The sequence below is a fragment of the Streptomyces sp. NPDC053076 genome, from assembly GCF_044546845.1.
Lineage (GTDB): Bacteria > Actinomycetota > Actinomycetes > Streptomycetales > Streptomycetaceae > Streptomyces.
On the sequence record NZ_JBITZL010000014.1, the window covers coordinates 1 to 13,798 of the forward strand.

At 70.8% G+C, this 13,798-nt stretch carries 12 protein-coding genes and 3 pseudogenes; 7 read left to right on the forward strand and 8 right to left on the reverse strand.

What is annotated here, in order from left to right; all coding sequences use genetic code 11:
- Positions 1-901 (forward strand): enoyl-CoA hydratase/isomerase family protein (locus ACIGYR_RS36245; RefSeq protein ID WP_400014420.1); only part of this gene is annotated, 901 nt, incomplete at its 5' end.
- Between the two features lie 149 nt (positions 902-1,050).
- Here ACIGYR_RS36245 and ACIGYR_RS36250 read toward each other — a convergent pair.
- On the reverse strand, positions 1,051-1,647 hold the full coding sequence (locus ACIGYR_RS36250) for a histidine phosphatase family protein (RefSeq protein WP_391843880.1): 597 nt from the start codon (positions 1,645-1,647) through the stop codon (positions 1,051-1,053).
- A gap of 376 nt (positions 1,648-2,023) precedes the next feature.
- Here ACIGYR_RS36250 and ACIGYR_RS36255 point away from each other — a divergent pair, with 376 nt between their 5' ends.
- The 5 genes and pseudogenes from ACIGYR_RS36255 to ACIGYR_RS36275 all read left to right on the forward strand — a co-directional run bounded on the left by ACIGYR_RS36255 (position 2,024) and on the right by ACIGYR_RS36275 (position 5,357).
- The gene (locus ACIGYR_RS36255; protein ID WP_391843882.1) at positions 2,024-2,359 is read left to right on the forward strand and encodes an SCO0607 family lipoprotein; all 336 of its coding nucleotides are present in this window, start codon (positions 2,024-2,026) and stop codon (positions 2,357-2,359) included.
- 332 nt (positions 2,360-2,691) lie between these two features.
- The gene (locus ACIGYR_RS36260; protein WP_399607002.1) at positions 2,692-3,849 is read left to right on the forward strand and encodes a molybdopterin-dependent oxidoreductase; all 1,158 of its coding nucleotides are present in this window, start codon (positions 2,692-2,694) and stop codon (positions 3,847-3,849) included.
- A complete protein-coding gene (locus ACIGYR_RS36265) occupies positions 3,846-4,265 on the forward strand; it encodes a hypothetical protein (protein WP_399606999.1) in 420 nt (139 codons plus the stop codon). Before ACIGYR_RS36260 ends, ACIGYR_RS36265 begins: the two co-directional genes overlap by 4 nt.
- 56 nt (positions 4,266-4,321) lie before the next feature.
- A pseudogene (locus ACIGYR_RS36270) lies at positions 4,322-4,450 on the forward strand (two-component sensor histidine kinase); the annotation flags it as partial.
- A 145-nt stretch (positions 4,451-4,595) separates the two neighbouring features.
- Positions 4,596-5,357, forward strand: coding sequence for a DeoR/GlpR family DNA-binding transcription regulator (locus ACIGYR_RS36275; RefSeq protein ID WP_399606996.1), 762 nt, complete (start codon positions 4,596-4,598; stop codon positions 5,355-5,357).
- 129 nt (positions 5,358-5,486) lie between these two features.
- Here the strand turns inward: ACIGYR_RS36275 and ACIGYR_RS36280 are convergent, their stop codons facing one another.
- The gene (locus ACIGYR_RS36280; protein ID WP_399607166.1) at positions 5,487-7,502 is read right to left on the reverse strand and encodes a discoidin domain-containing protein; all 2,016 of its coding nucleotides are present in this window, start codon (positions 7,500-7,502) and stop codon (positions 5,487-5,489) included.
- Between the two features lie 350 nt (positions 7,503-7,852).
- Between ACIGYR_RS36280 and msrA the strand changes: the two genes are divergently transcribed.
- Complete coding sequence (msrA, locus tag ACIGYR_RS36285; protein WP_391843889.1) at positions 7,853-8,374, forward strand: peptide-methionine (S)-S-oxide reductase MsrA; 522 nt, start codon at positions 7,853-7,855, stop codon at positions 8,372-8,374.
- Between the two features lie 224 nt (positions 8,375-8,598).
- Here the strand turns inward: msrA and ACIGYR_RS36290 are convergent.
- The 6 genes and pseudogenes from ACIGYR_RS36290 to ACIGYR_RS36315 all read right to left on the reverse strand — a co-directional run bounded on the left by ACIGYR_RS36290 (position 8,599) and on the right by ACIGYR_RS36315 (position 13,150).
- Positions 8,599-9,227 (reverse strand): annotated as a pseudogene (locus ACIGYR_RS36290) (fatty acid desaturase family protein).
- Between the two features lie 311 nt (positions 9,228-9,538).
- A complete protein-coding gene (locus ACIGYR_RS36295) occupies positions 9,539-10,024 on the reverse strand; it encodes a DUF5994 family protein (protein WP_399606993.1) in 486 nt (161 codons plus the stop codon).
- A 188-nt stretch (positions 10,025-10,212) separates the two neighbouring features.
- Positions 10,213-10,590: a hypothetical protein gene (locus tag ACIGYR_RS36300; protein WP_391843895.1), complete on the reverse strand. Its 378-nt coding sequence runs from the start codon at positions 10,588-10,590 to the stop codon at positions 10,213-10,215.
- A gap of 52 nt (positions 10,591-10,642) precedes the next feature.
- Complete coding sequence (locus ACIGYR_RS36305; protein ID WP_399606990.1) at positions 10,643-10,930, reverse strand: SCO5918 family protein; 288 nt, start codon at positions 10,928-10,930, stop codon at positions 10,643-10,645.
- A gap of 222 nt (positions 10,931-11,152) precedes the next feature.
- Positions 11,153-12,696 (reverse strand): annotated as a pseudogene (locus tag ACIGYR_RS36310) (DEAD/DEAH box helicase).
- Between the two features lie 250 nt (positions 12,697-12,946).
- Positions 12,947-13,150 carry a cold-shock protein gene (locus ACIGYR_RS36315; protein ID WP_031482971.1) on the reverse strand — a complete coding sequence of 68 codons (204 nt, stop codon included), beginning with the start codon at positions 13,148-13,150 and terminating at the stop codon, positions 12,947-12,949.
- Positions 13,151-13,798: the final 648 nt, after the last annotated feature.

The window sequence follows — 13,798 nt, forward strand, 5'->3', positions numbered from 1 at the left end:
GGGGGAGCGCGGCCTGTGCGCGGGCGGTGACATCCGCGCCGTGCACGACGACGCTCGCGACGGTGACGGCACCGCCTCCGCCGCGTTCTGGCGCGACGAGTACCGCCTCAACGCCCGCATCGCCCGCTACCCCAAGCCGTACGTCGCCGTCATGGACGGCATCGTCATGGGCGGTGGCGTCGGCGTCTCCGCGCACGGCAGCGTCCGCATCGTCACCGAACGGTCGCGGATCGCCATGCCCGAGACCGGCATCGGCTTCGTGCCCGACGTCGGTGGCACCTATCTGCTGGCGCTCGCCCCGGGCGAACTGGGCACCCACCTGGCGCTGACCGGCGCGCAGATCGGGGCCGGCGACGCCCTGCTCTGCGGGCTCGCCGACCACTACGTACCCTCCGCCTCCCTGCGGGACTTCACCGACGACCTCACCGACACGCCGGTGCGAGACGCCCTCGACCGGTACGTCCAGCCTTTTCCGCCGGGGGAGTTGGCGGGACGGCGGGAGTGGATCGACGCCTGCTACACCGCCGGTACGGTCGAGGAGATCGTGCACGGGCTGTTCGCCCACGGCGGCCCGGACGCGAAGGAGGCGGCCGAGACCCTGCTCGCCAGGTCGCCCACCGCCCTGAAGGTCACCCTGGCCGCGATCCGCCGCGCCCGGCGCCTCGGCCCGCTGGAGCGCGTCCTCGACCAGGAGTACCGCGTCTCCTGTGCCGCCCTGAGCACCGCCGACCTGGTGGAGGGCATCCGCGCCCAGGTCATCGACAAGGACCGCAACCCGCGCTGGTCCCCGGTAACCCTCGCCGAGGTGACCGACACCGACGTGGAACGCTTCTTCGCCCCGCTCGGTGAGCGCGAACTCGGTCTCGCCGGAACAGGCTCCACTCCGGAGACGGCCGGGTGATATGCGCCGGTCAGGGACCGGCACCGGAAGCCGGCGCCGAGTCGTTCACCCGTGACGTCGAGCCGTTCCTCATGGCTCCCGGCCGTTCCCCGTGACGTCGAGCCGTTCCTGATGGCTCCCGGCCGTTCCCCTTGACGGCGAGCCGTTCCTCATGGTGCCTGGGCGGCGGTCCCGGCCGGGTTCAGCGGCTGTCCGAGCCGCAGGTTCCAGCGTCCGGCCCGTCCGCTGAGTTCCGTGACCGTCAGCGGTGGGACATCGAGCCGCCAGAAGGCGGACAGGGGCGGCCCCAGGACATGCATCACCATGGCCCGTACGACCTCCGGCTCGACAACGGCGACCGTGCGGCCGTCCGTGAAGGACCCGTCGGACAACCGGTCGGCGACCCGTGAGCAGAAGTCGCTCACCGTCTCACCACCGTGCGGTGCGCAGTCGGGATCGGTGAGCCAGTGACCCACCGCCTCCGGTTCGGCGGTTCCCACCTCGTCCAGCGTGCGACCTCGCCAGCGGCCCACGTCCAGACCTGCCAGCTCCGGTACCGCCGTGCCCTCGAGGCCGAGTGCAGCCGCCGTCTCCCGGCACCGCACGCTGGGCGAGACGAGGACCCGGGCCGCCGGGGGCAGTGCCCCGGCGGCAGCGCGGGCGCGAACGGCCCCGGCGTCGTCGATCGAGCCGCCGCCGTCGTCGAAGCGGGCCTGCCGCAGCGACGCACTGGTAGCGGGCGAGACGAGGTACACGCGGCTGGTCATGGGGGCTCCTGCTGCTGCCGTCACCGTGGGCGGGCACAGTCCCGCGTGGGCGTGTTCCTCGCGGCCCACGGTTCGCCCCGCCCTCGCGCCTCCTCGTCCCAAGCCGCCGGGAACGGTCCGAAAGAGCGGCGCCACCTGCGAACATAGCATCCGCGGAATGCGCGGCAATCCGCTCGCCGCACAGGAGTCGGAAGGCGGCCGAAGCAGCGGTCCATGCCCAGCCCCCGCTCGAGGACCGTCTCGACGACAGGGTGCGCACCGCACGTTGAGCATCTGCACGACCCCGACTGAGTACGCCTACTCAGGATTCGGGCATCGAGGCGGCCCACAGTGGGGGATGCGTCGCACGACGTCCGACTCACACCAGGAGACCATCGTGGCCACCTCTCTCGGGGCTTTCCTCCGTGTCACCTCTCGGCCCCGCGGCACCCGTACCGGCGCTGTCGCTCTCACGAGCGCGGCCGTACTCGCGGTGCTCACCGGATGCTCCCTCGAATACAAGGAGGACATCTGCTCGGACGGCGAGTATCCCGTCATCACGGTGGGCGGCACCGGCGGCTCATGTGTCAAGGACGGTGAGGAGCCGCCGCCGGACAGTGTGCGCTACCCGCAAGGCAAGGTGCCCCAGCACGTCGACGACAAGTGGGACGTGTACTGGCGGACGCACACGCTCGACAAGAACGGCAAGATCATCGACGCGCCCGACGCGTGACGCGGGTCGACCGGGTGCCGGGGCTCGCTGCGGTCCGCAGGCGAAGCTCGGGCGGCACGTATCGACGCCGCCCAGGATGTACCCCTGGAGTGAGCACTGAACATCGGTGAAGTGACGCCCTTCCCGTGTTCTCCCGTGTTCTCCCGTGCGAAGGGAAGGATCGTGGAAAAGGAGCCGTGAGGGGAAGCGGGCGGGAGGCGGCTCGCCGATGTCCTGGGGGTCATCGAGGTGCTGCAGTACAGGTCGGGGAACCGGTCCGGCAGCGGCGTCGTCAGGATTTCGTAAGGCGCCGCAACCTGTGAGAATCCCGGCCCGGGACGTGGAATGGCAGCATGCGTTTGCGTATTCGCCCTCCGATGTTCGCCGGGCGCCTCCACGATGCCCGCACCGCCACCGTCGTAGGACGGCTGCTCGGTCTCGCCCTGCTGGTCTGTTTCCTCACCGGACTGGTGAGCCATCTGCTGCAGGAGCCCCCGGCGTGGCTCGTCGGGCATCTGCCGACCAGACCGGTGTCGGGGTATCGCTTCACCCAGGGGCTCCATGTCATCAGCGGGATCGCGGCGATCCCGCTGCTGCTGGTGAAACTGTGGACGGTGTATCCACGGCTGTTCGTCTGGCCCGCGGTGCGTGGCGTCGGGCATGCGCTGGAGCGCCTGTCGATCGCGGTACTGGTCGGCGCCACACTGCTGGAGCTGTTCATGGGGCTGCTGAACACCACGCAGTGGTACCCCTGGCCGTTCGACTTCCGGTCGGTGCACTACGCCCTGGCCTGGTTGATCGTCGGTGCGCTGCTGGTGCACCTGGCGGTCAAGGCGCCTGCGGTCGCGGCCCATTGGCGCCGGCAGCCGGCGGCAGGCCCGGACGCTCCGGCCGAAGCCGCCGAGTCACGCCTCGTACGAGCCGACCGCCGGTCTCTGCTGATCGGGCTGGGCGCGGCAGTGGGGACCGTGACCGCCGTGACGGCGGGTCAGTCGGTGACCCCGCTGGGGCGCCTGGACCTGCTGGCCCCGCGCCACCCCGACGCCGGCCGGCAGGGCCTGCCCGTCAACCGGACGGCGCGCGCCGCGGGGATCACCCGGCAGGCACTGGACACCTGGCGGCTGCGGGTCACGGGTCCGGCCGGGTTCGAGCTGACCCTCGACCAGCTGCGCGCCATGCCGCAGCATTCCGCCACGCTGCCCATCGCCTGCGTCGAGGGCTGGTCGAAGTCGGCCCACTGGGAGGGGGTGCGGATCAAGGACCTACTGGCGCGGGCCGGGCTGCCCGACGGGGCGCGGCTGCGTGTCGTGTCGATGCAGACCCACGGCGGATACCGCGTCACGGAGATGGACCGCACCTACACCCGCGACGACCTGACCCTGTTGGCACTGCGCCTCAACGGCGAGGTCCTGTCGCCGGACCACGGTCATCCGGCCCGCGTCATCGCCCCCGACCGCCCCGGTGTCCTGCAGACCAAGTGGGTCACCCGTCTGGAGGTGATCCCGGAATGAAACCGAGTACGACGACCGCACTGCGCCTGCTGGTGGGCGCCGCCGGCCTCGCCCTGGGCGCGGTCGGTGTGACACACCTGCTCGACGAGACCCGGCCGGGCACCGTCTGGCAGGTACTCCTCTGGGCAGGCGGCGTGCTGGCACTGCACGACGGGGTGCTCGTGCCGGTCGTGCTCACCGTCGGGCTGCTGGTGACCGGCGGACGGCTGGGCGGGGTGTGGCGGGCCGGGCTGCTGACGGCGGGGACGGTCACGCTGGTGGCGTTGCCGGTGCTCCTGCGCCCGGGCCGGCCGGCGAACGCCTCGGTGCTGCCGCTCGACTATCCGCTGGGGCTGACCCTGGTCCTGTCGGCCGTCGTGGCGGGCACCGGCGCCACGGCAGGATGGCACCTGTGGCGGCGACGGCGACAGCGGTGACGGTTCCCGCGGCCGTGGGGCGCGGCGGCGCCCGGCACCCGTACCTTCCGTGACACCCGGGCCGTGCGGGACTCGGCCGCGCGATCGTCCGCGGCGTCGTCGAGGCCCATCGGGGCCGTGCCAGTGTGCACAACGTCGCCAACGGCCGCCGTGCCGAGGTGGTGTCGCCCGGGGCCGCCACCTGAAGCACCAGGGATTCCCTGTGACGAGAACCTGACGAGCGGGTTGCATTCCCGCATGGAGTGCCCGCGATGCGATGTGATCTCAGCACGGCCCGTGCGAGGTGGCGGGGCCGGTCCTGACGGATACGGGGGAGCGCGGGGAGGCGAGATGCAGGGCGACGAGCGGCAGCGGCGGATACTTGACCGGGCCCGTGGTCTGGGAGCGGTCGACGTGCAGGTCCTGGCCGAGGAACTGGGTGTGTCGCTGGAGACGATCCGACGGGACCTGCGGGTCCTGGAGGCGCACGGCTTGTTGCGGCGTACGCGTGGTGGTGCGTATCCGGTGGAGACGCGGGGTCACCAGGCGTCGCCGGAGACGCGGATCCGCCGTCTGGTGCCGGAGAAGAGACGCATCGCGGCTGCCGCCGCGGGGCTGCTGGGGCCCGCGGAGACGGTGTTCGTGGACGGGGGGTTCACTCCGCAGTTGATCGCCGAGGCGTTACCCGAGGACCGGCCGCTGACGGTGCTGACTCCGGCCCTGGGGGCCGCACAGCGGTTGAGCGGGCGGGAGAACGTCAGGGTGATGCTGCTGGGTGGTCAGGTGCGGGGGAGTACCCGGTCCGCGGTGGGGCCGTGGGTGTCGCAGATGCTGAGTGAGTTCGTCGTCGATCTGGCCTATGTGAGTGCGACCGGGATCTCCCGGGAGCACGGGGTGACCTCGCCGGACCCCGGGGTGGCCCATACCAAGGCGCAGGTGATGAAGGTGTCGCGGCGCAAGGTCTTGTGCGGGGTGCACACCAAGTTCGGCGTGGTGAGTTTCTGCCGGTTCGCCGACTTCCGTGACTTCGAGGCGATCGTCACCGACACCGGTCTGCCCCTGGCACAGGCGCGGCCGTTCACCCGCGCCGGCAACCGAGTCCTGCGCGTATGACGGGCGACACCCGCCGCGGACACCCCCCGCCGAGCAGGTCTGACCCGCCGGAGCCGGCCCGGTCCAGGAGAACACCGCGAGACCGGCGCCGCCGCCCGTGCGTAACGGCGGCGCCGCCGGGCCCGGTCGTCAGCTGCTGTGAACGCCGACCTCGTGCAGCGAGTATCCCCACGTGGTGCCACGCTCGGTGCAGGTGACGCGGACGTAGCGCGCGGGCGTGCCGGCGAAGCGGGCGGTGTCGAGGCCGCCGTCGCCCGTGGTGGTCGCCCAGGCGGTCCGCCAGTTCTCGCCGTCCGTCGAGAGCTGGATGCTGTACGACTTCGCGTACGCGCGCTCCCAGTCGAGCGTGAGCCGCCCGACCCGGTGGGTGGAGCCCAGGTCGATCCGGAGCCACTGGTCGTCACTCCAGCCGCTGGCCCAGCGGGTGTCCCGGGTGCCATCGACGGCGCGGCCGGGTGCGTAGCTGGTGAAGGGGTTCCACTCCGTCGAACTGGCCGTGGCCGAGGCCCCGTCGGCGAGATCGACCGCCGCCTGGTGCTGCTCGGTGGCTCCCCAGGTGTCGAGGTAGGACTCGGCGCCCCGGAAGAGGTCGTTCACCACGCCCTGGCCGCCGACGTGCCTGATGTCCTCGATCCAGTCCGGGACGAGGCCGTAGTGCGCGGCTCCGTCGGTGTTCAGGTCCCAGGTGCGCTCACCGGTGGTCAGCCGGTCGATGACGGAGCCTCCGTCGACACTGCGGAAGGGATAGGTCACCTTGTTCGGCGCGTCAGCGCCCCGAGGCCCCGGCCAGCCGCCGACACCGTTCATGTCCGTGCCGTAGCCGTAGCCGACGTCGTACTTGTCCCGCAGCGCCTTGGTGCGGTTCGCCTCGGCCACGAACCCCTCCGAGCCGTTCATGTACTGGGCGATGAAGCCGCCGAGGCCGTAGACCCGGTCGGTCCAGTTCATGTCCATCCAGCTGTGCGAGGAGATCACGCCGGGGTAGGAGTCGGCCTCGAAGATGTCCAGCGCGCGGCCGACGGCCTTGACGCTCATGTGGTCGATCTCCAGCATCATCTTGCGTTTCATCATGCCCCGCACCGCGTATGCGCCGAGATCGGTGAGGCCGCGGACGTTGCACTGCGCGTCCGAGTCGTACGAGGGGACGCTCACGCCCGCCGGCAGTTTCGCCTCGGCCCCCGGCGCGGCGGCCGAGCCGATGGGATTGTCGTGCTGCGGGCCCGCGCACTTCTCCGTCTTCCAGAAGGTGCCGGTCGACAGGAACTGTCCGACGTTGATGGCCGTGCCGAGCGTGCCGGAATCGAAGCGGACGCCGCACAGCGCGTTGTCGAACTTGTGGCACAGGAACATGCTGCGCACACCCAGCGCGTACAACTCGTCCAGGCCCGCGTCGATGTCGTGCTTGTCGCACTGGGCGATGTCCAGGACCTGCTTGCAGCCGAAGGGCTCGGAGGTCTCCACTCCCAGGATGACGGCCAGCTTGCCCTGCTTGACGACTTCGCGGGCCTGGGCGCTGTCGGTGACGATCCGGAACCAGCCCCTGCCCGGGCCGCCGTACATCTTGTCGACGTATGCCTGCAGGTCGTACGTCAGCTTCGCCTGCAACCGGATGGACGTCATCTCGTCGCAGCCGCGGTCCTTGAAGAAGTACACCGAGCAGATCACACCGTTGGTGACGAGGTCGTTGACGAGCACCCGCTGACCGCCGCGCCAGGCGCGTTCCACCCAGGCGTAGTAGTTCTGCTGGTGGGTCAGCGAGTCGTGTGCCGGCCAGTCCTTGAAGGTGGGCCAGCCGACCGGGTCGTGCCTGCCGTCACCGCCCTTGGTGATGAAGTCGAAGACGGCGAGCGAACCGTCGGGGTAGTGCTCGGGGCAGTCCTTGAGCGCGTCGGCGATCCCGGCCTCGGAGAACGTCTTGCCGCAGATGAGCCGCCCGCCGAACGCCTCGTTGGCGAAGAGGTGGTCGTGGGCGTCGACGAACCCGCGCACCTTCCCGTCGGCATCGGTACCGGTGAACGGCTCGCCCGTGACATCGATCCGGGAGTCCGGCGCGGGGCGTGCGGTCGGGATCCACCAGTCGTTCCCGGCCGCCGAACTCGGAGTGGGTCCGAGGACGACGGCCAGTACGAGGAGGAGCAGCGACATGATGGTGACGCCTTGGCGTCTGCGGTACCGGCGTGTGGTCAAGGCCACGGCCCACGTCCCTCGGTCGGCGGGATGCGCGGCCGACGGCCAAGGACGTCCGGCCCGAGGTCCCCCGCGCACACCGATTTGTCATGTCCTATGCAAACTGCCGCCCCTGAGGATCGCCAGTGCCGCCGTCCGAGTCAAGACTCGGGCGCCGGGCGATGGCCGTGGGTGCCGCGGCACGGGGTGCCCGCCCGCGCAACCGGCTCGCTCGATGATTACTTTCGGGTGGTAATAAGCTGGGTGCACGTGAGGACCGTACGTAGACGACCGCGCCGGACAGCGGCTCGAACGTGAGGGAGTGACCGATGACATCGCAAACCGAGCGAGCCGTGCTGGCCGGCGGTTGTTTCTGGGGAATGCAGGACCTGATCCGCAAGCAGCCGGGCGTGGTGTCCACCCGCGTCGGCTACAGCGGCGGGGACACGCCGAACGCCACATACCGTAACCATGGCGACCACGCCGAGGCCATCGAGATCCGCTTCGATCCCAAGGCCACGAGCTACCGCGGCATCCTGGAGTTCTTCTTCCAGATCCACGACCCGACCACGCGGGACCGCCAGGGCAACGACACCGGTCGCAGCTACCGGTCCGCCATCTACTACACCGACGAAGAACAGCACCGGGTCGCCCTCGACACCATCGCGGACGTCGAGGCCAGCGGCCTGTGGCCGGGCAAGGTGGTCACCGAGGTCGAGCCCGTGGGCGACTTCTGGGAGGCCGAGCCGGAGCACCAGGACTATCTGGAACGCTATCCGAACGGCTACACCTGCCACTTCCCGCGACCGAACTGGAAGCTGCCGCGCCGGACCTCTTCTCCGACGAGCTAAGGGCCTCTTCCCCCGACGGGCGAAAGCCCCCCTCTCCGACGGGCTGTCTCCTCCGCGACAGGCTGTCTCCTCCGCGACGGGCCGAAGGGCCTCTCGCCCGAAGGGCTGAGGCGTCCGTCTCTTCCCGACGGGCTCAGTGCCGCGCGCCGGGACGTCGCCGCCGGTGATCCCGGATCCCCGTGATCCCGTGATCGCCGGGCTCCCGCCGCGCGTTCCTCCGCGGATCAGGCCCTCCGCCGCCGCCTGATCGGCTCGCCCACACGGTGCATGTGCGTCAGGGCCTCACGGTAGGACCGGATCAGTCCGGTCTCGTGGTACGGCACCCCGATCTCGGCCCCACCGAGAAGGCGAGCCAGGCCCCGGCTGGCGCGGGCCTGTTCGGCGGACCAGACCAGGATGTCCGGGGCCACATCGGGGTCGAGTTCCTCATGGTTGGGATGGGCGTGGTGGCGGGTGTGCTTGTTCATCCACCACCCGTAGCTCATGCGGATACCGAGATTGGCGAACAGCCGCCCTCCGATCTCGCTGTGCCGGCGCCGCCGGAAGACCTGCCGGTGTGCCAGGTCGTGCGCCAGCAGGGCGACCTGCCCGAACACCAGGGCCACAAAGGCGGCCACGGCCAGTTGCCACCAGGAGTCGCCGAGCACGAAGAAGGCTCCCCATCCGCGGCAGCGAACAGGCCGATCACGAGACCGAGCCGGACCGTGTAGTAGCCGGGGCGCCGCTTCAGCAGGCCGGCCTCGGCGATCCGCCGGGACAGTGCGGCGAAGTCACTGCCGGCACCGGGGCGAGGCGCGCCCGCATCGTCGGCGGAGCGACGGATCGCAACGGAAGCATCGGGGGATGTCGTCATGCCGAGAAGTCTGAAGACGGCCGTACGCCCGCAGAAGCCTGTCAGCCTCCGTATGCCCAGAGGTCCGCCCCACCGCCCGTCGGGGGTTATCCCCCCGGATGGGCCGGCGACCTCGGGCAACGGCCGACAGCACGGAACGGGCGACTCGCACGGGAACGCCCTGTCTCACCGAAGACGGCGGAGTACTCGACGGCGGGCGCTGGTTCACCCACCCCGAGGAGATGCCGGCGCACGTGACCCCGCTGCTCGCCGGCCCCGACCGGATGCGGGGTGCCGGCCGCGCGGCGCTCGACCGCTCCCAAGACCTGATGTCACCCGCAGTCCTCCTCGAAACCGGCCATGGCGAGCGCCAGCATGTGGGTGGCCGTCAGGGTGTTCGACGGATCCGCGGCCCTGGCCAGCAGCCAGGTCGCCGCCGCGACCGACTGGCCGGGAGGGATGACCAGCAGATCCCGGCGGCCCGCCGTGCCGTACTCCAGGGCGATCGCATGCGCTTCGGCGTCGACGTCCGACAGAGCCACTTCGATCATGCGGCCGGGCGCCGCGACCGTGCGTGGGACGTCGGGCCAGGCGATGGTGTCCACGGTGACGCGGGTGACGGTGCCGACGCCGGGGTCCAGCGAGCCGACGAGCGCGGGCAACTCCAGTTCCAGGAGGTCGCAGCGCGGCCACCAGGCCCCGTTCAGCGGACCCCGGCTGACACCCGCGGTGAGTGTCAGCCGGGGCACGGGCATCCGATAGGTGCGTGCTCCGCCCGGGAAGACGCCTTCTGCCGACATTCCGGTGACGTCCCTCATGCGATCCCGTCCCGGGCGGCTCCTGGCCGTCCGCTGCCGTCGTTCGCCGGGAACGGCACCGCCGTGGTCGCGCTGCGCGAGATGCTCTCGGTGGAACCAGCGTACGTCCGGGGTTGCCGGGCAGGGGCCGTCCGGAGGCCACAGAGGCCGGAACCAGCCGTAGGACGTGCGGGCGAGGCCGCCGGGGCTCACTGATCCGTGTAGCCGATGTCCCCGATGGTCCAGGCGCTCACGTCCTTCAACGCGACGCGGTACATGCCGCCCGTGTCGGGGATGCCGAAGCTGCCCTGGAGGATCCGGGCGACGTGGAAGTGGAGGTGCGTGGGCCGGTCACCGTCCGGTGGCGGCTCGCCGCTGCCCCGGGGCGGAGTGAAGGCCGCGGCGAACCGCCGCAGTTGCCCGGAGTCCCGCAGGACTTCGGCCACCCGCTCCTTCCACAGGGCTTCCGGGGCCAGCCGACCTGTGATGACGGCCCCCGGCACCACGACGGTCAGGGACATGTGACTGCTGTGCTGCGACTCCACCATCTCGGCGATACCGACAAGCAGTTCGTCAGGGTGCGACATACCTGAAGAGCCTAGCTCAGTGAGGGCGTTGCGCCGGGAAGGATGCGAGGGTTCACCAGCCCTCGACCCCCTGTTCGGCTCGCGCGTCCCAGGCCGGCGTGGCCGGCGGCGCGTCGTGGCAGGTGAAGCCGAGTCGGGTCAGTGCCCGGCGCATCTCGCCCGACGTGAAGTCGCGGCGGTTCTGCCTGGTGACCACTTCTCCGACCTGCATCACGGGGTAGACACGGCGGCCGATGGTCACGGCAAGGCCGGTGACGGGTTCCGGCGTGATGCCGCTCATCGACTGCTCGACCTCGCTCTTGATCAGGTCGAAGGGGAAGTGGGCGATGACACAGCGCATGGATGCCTCCATAGGGTTGGGGGAGAAACACCGGAGGGGTCGCCCGCGCGACGGCGGTCGGCGCGCGGTCAGCAGTTGGTCAGCAAGCGGTCAAACGGATGGACGGGGGAGAGCGGGGAGAGCGGGGGGCCTGAGGGGGGCGTGTCGGCGGGCACGGGGACGCCTCAGGCGAGGGACGTGCCCCCGGCGGCCACCGCGGCGCCGGGAGTCCCGGTGCCTGGGCTACGGGTTGTTCCTGGGGGCGGCGCGGCGGGTCCCAGCGGTGGCCCGCCCGCTTCCGCCGCGTCCCGCGGCACCTCCCCGGCGACCGCGTCCGGCGGACCGCGAGCCTTCGCCGCGTTCGCCTCGTTCGGCGACCGGTGCGGGGATGGTGACGGGCACGCCGGAGGGGGTCCGGGCGCCGGTGATGCGCTGCAGTTCGGCATCGCCCGGGCGGACCCGGGCGGTCAGCGGAGTGATGCCGGCGTCGGTCATCAGGCGGTCCATCGAGCGACGCTGGTGCGGCAGGACGAGGGTGACGACGGTGCCCGACTCGCCGGCGCGGGCGGTACGGCCGCCGCGGTGCAGGTAGTCCTTGTGGTCGCCGGGCGGGTCCACGTTCACGACCAGGTCGAGGTTGTCGACGTGAATCCCGCGGGCGGCCACGTTGGTGGCCACCAGGACCGAGACACGGCCGTCCTTGAACTGGGCGAGCGTCCGGTTGCGCTGGGGCTGGGACTTGCCGCCGTGCAGGGCCGAGGCACGCACGCCGACGGACAGCAGGTGCTTGGCCAGCCGGTCCACCGCGTGCTTGGTGTCCAGGAACATGATCACCCGACCGTCGCGGGCTGCGATCTCGGTCGCGGCGTCGTGCTTGTCGGCGTCGTGGACGTGCAGCAGATGGTGCTCCATGGTGGTGACGGCTCCCGCGGACGGGTCGACCGAGTGCACCACGGGGTCGTGGAGGTAGCGGCGTACCAGGAGGTCGATGTTGCGGTCCAGAGTGGCCGAGAACAGCAACCGCTGGCCGTCGGGACCGACTTGGTCGAGCAGCGCGGTCACCTGCGGCATGAAGCCCATGTCGGCCATCTGGTCGGCTTCGTCCAGGACGGTGACCGCGACCTGGTCCAGCCGGCAGTCTCCCGCTCGATCAGGTCCTTGAGCCGGCCGGGCGTGGCGACGACGACCTCGGCACCGCCGCGCAGCGCACTGGCCTGACGCCCGATCGACATGCCGCCCACCACGGTGGTGAGCCGCAGCCGCAGGGCGCGGGCGTAGGGGGCGAGCGCGTCGGTGACCTGCTGAGCCAGCTCCCGGGTGGGTACGAGGACGAGGGCGAGCGGCTGCCGGGGCTGGGCCCGCTGACCGTCAAGCCGGGCCAGCAGAGGCAGCCCGAAGGCGAGCGTCTTGCCCGAGCCCGTGCGTCCACGGCCCAGGACGTCGCGGCCGGCCAGCGCGTTCGGCAGCGTGGCCGCCTGGATCGGGAAGGGCACGCTCACGCCCTCGGCACCGAGGGCGGCCAGCAGCCGTTCGGGCATGTCCAGTTCGGCGAACGTCTCGACGGCCGGCAGCGGCTCGGTGAGGGTGACCGGCAGGGCGAACTCCTGACGGCGTGCGGTGGGACGTGCTCCCTGGCCGCCCTTTCGCCCGGTGGCCGGACGAGGACTCTGGCGACGTGCCTCCTGCGTGCGGAAGCGGCTGCCGCGGGCAGAGCCTGCTGAGCCTGTGGAGCCTCGGTCGGCGCGGAAGCGAGCGGAGCTGCCGCCGGTACGACTGGTGCGGTTCATGGCGGAACCTTCCTCGATGCGGCACGTATCGAGGAAATCCGCCCAGCGGGTGCTGCCGCACGAGGATTCACAAGACTGAGCCGAAGAAAATGCGAAAAGCCGGGCCTGTCAGAGGGAGGCCGGGGCTGTGAAATGCTGCGGTGAATCCCGCGGAGGGCGGGAACGCAATGAGATGGGGCCCGCACCCCGAGAGCGCGGGCCCCAGCCACATGATGCGCGAGCCCTGGGCTCGCGACGATTCGCGTCAGCGTCAGGCGGGAACGATGTTCTCGGCCTGCGGGCCCTTCTGGCCCTGCGTGACGTCGAAGGTAACCTTCTGGCCTTCCTGAAGCTCGCGGAAGCCCTGGGTGGCGATGTTCGAGTAGTGGGCGAACACGTCAGGACCGCCACCCTCCTGCTCGATGAAGCCGAAGCCCTTTTCCGCGTTGAACCACTTCACGGTGCCAGATGCCATATTGAATCTCCCTTGGGGGGCAGTGCCGGAGTCCGCACCTTACGGATCCCGAGTCGCCGCGATGATCACCCCTCCGGAAAGATCCGGAAAGCTCTGCAAAGAAACAAGTCTCTGGCAACCAAAACTGCAACTGGTATCACGCTAACACACAGTCGGGTGGGGGCGCCCAGGCGTTTTCCGGCTCGTTCAGGAATTCTCATCCCGCAGGCGACCATATTTCTGCACTGGCGAGATGAGGTATTGGCATCCCGCTCGCCCAGCTTCCGCCGGGCCGGTGGTGGTGGGCATCGCACCCGCGTCCCGGGGACGCGGCGAGGGGCCCGTCCGCGCACGGTACGCGTGCCCACAGGGGTCGACGCCGTCTGCCGCGGGTGCCGACACTGATCCCGGCAGGCGCGGATATGTGATCTTGCGGTGACAGACTTCCGGCCGCCCGTACCGCGCCCGGCGCCGCCACGTCGAAGGGCTCGGGGCGGCTGCGTCCGTACGACCTGTCCGTCGAAACGGCCGCGCCGTTGGGCCAAGTGCCGCACAGGGCCGGTCGGCGGCGTGAAACGCTGACCTCGGTTCGCTGCGGCCGACGCCCTCCAGAGCCCCGGAAGCCGACCTCTCCACGATTCGGGCGGCCTCACCGCCTCCAGTCTCTGC